This window comes from Corallococcus sp. AB049A (assembly GCF_003668885.1).
Taxonomy (GTDB): domain Bacteria; phylum Myxococcota; class Myxococcia; order Myxococcales; family Myxococcaceae; genus Corallococcus; species Corallococcus interemptor.
In genome coordinates this window covers 1-1,511 of the sequence record NZ_RAWL01000788.1, presented here as the reverse complement: position 1 = coordinate 1,511, position 1,511 = coordinate 1, and the positions used below count along the sequence as shown (strand labels likewise).

1 protein-coding gene is annotated in these 1,511 nt (G+C 72.1%); it reads left to right on the top strand.

Features of this window, described 5'->3' with window-relative positions:
• Positions 1–100 precede the first annotated feature (100 nt).
• Positions 101–1,511, top strand: a 1,411-nt coding sequence (murJ, locus tag D7X55_RS39380) for a murein biosynthesis integral membrane protein MurJ (protein WP_233610367.1), incomplete at its 3' end; no start/stop codon positions are given.

The window sequence follows — 1,511 nt, the reverse complement described above, 5'->3', positions numbered from 1 at the left end:
CTTCGTGACCGCCCCCGCACCCGTCTCGCCTCCTCCGTCCGGCTCCCCGGCCGCCCCTTCACCGTCCATCCCTGAACGCAGCGCGGGAGGACGGGGCGCGATGCTGGTGGGCATTGGCATCCTGGCGTCGCGGCTGATGGGGCTCGTGCGCGAGCGCGTCTTCGCGCATTACCTCGGCAACGCGGAGGCCGCCGCCGTCTTCAAGGCCGCGCTGCGCATCCCCAACTTCCTCCAGAACCTCTTTGGCGAAGGCGTGCTGTCCGGCTCCTTCATCCCCGTCTATGCCCAGCTCCTGGGCAAGAAGGACGCGGACGAGGCGGACCGGGTCGCGGGCGCGGTGTTCGGCCTGCTGGCCCTGGCCACGGGCGTGATGGTGGCGCTGGGCATGCTGGCCACGCCGCTGTTCGTGGACCTCATCGCCCCGGGCTTCGAGGGCGGCGAGCGCGACCTGGCCGTGCGGCTGGTGCGCATCCTCTTTCCGGGCACGGGCTTCCTCGTCTTGAGCGCGTGGTGCCTGGGCATCCTCAACAGCCACCGGCGCTTCCTCCTGTCGTACCTGGCGCCCGTGGTGTGGAACGTCGTGATCATCGCCACGCTGCTGGTGGTGGGCAACTGGCAGGGCACGTCCGGGGGCCGCGCCGCGGAGGAGGCCCTGACGGAGTGGCTGGCCTACGGCGTCGTGCTGGGCAGCTTCCTCCAGTTCGCGGTGCAGGTGCCCACGGTGATGCGCCTGTTGGGCCACTTCCGCCCGGTGCTGTCGCTGGCCAGCGCCTCGGTGCGCCAGGTGCTGAAGAACTTCGGCCCGGTGGTGCTGGGGCGCGGCGTGGTGCAGTTCAGCGCGTGGGTGGACACCGCCTTCGCGTCGCTCATCTCCAACCGCGCGCTGTCCTCGCTCCTCTACGCGCAGACCATCTACCTCATCCCGGTGAGCCTCTTCGGCATGGCGGTGTCCGCCGCGGAACTGCCGGAGATGGCGCGCGCCACGGCGGAAGGGGAGGCCCAGGCGCACGAGAAGCTGCGAAGCCGCATCGACGCGGGCTCGCGCCGCATCGCCTTCTGGGTGGTGCCGTCCGCCGCCGCGCTCCTCTTCCTGGGCGACCTGGTGAGCGGCGCGCTGCTGCAGACGGGCCGCTTCGGGGCCTCGGACTCGCGCTACCTCTGGTACCTCCTGATGGGCGCGGCGGTGGGGCTGGTGGCCTCCACCGTGGGCCGGCTCTACGCCTCCGCCTTCTATGCGCTGAAGGATCCGAAGACGCCGCTGCGCTACGCCATCGTGCGCGTGGCCCTGGGCACCGTGAAGGCCTGGTTCCTGGCCCTGTGGCTGCCGGAGCGCCTGGGCCTGCCCCGGGAGCTGGGCGCGGCGTTCCTCACCCTGTCCAGCGGCATCGTGGCCTGGGTGGAGACCACGCTCCTGCGCCGCAAGCTGCGCTCCATGGTGGGGCCGGTGGGCCTGCCCTCGGGGCTGTTGCCCCGGCTCTACGGCGCGGCGGTGGTGGGCGGGCTCGTGGCGT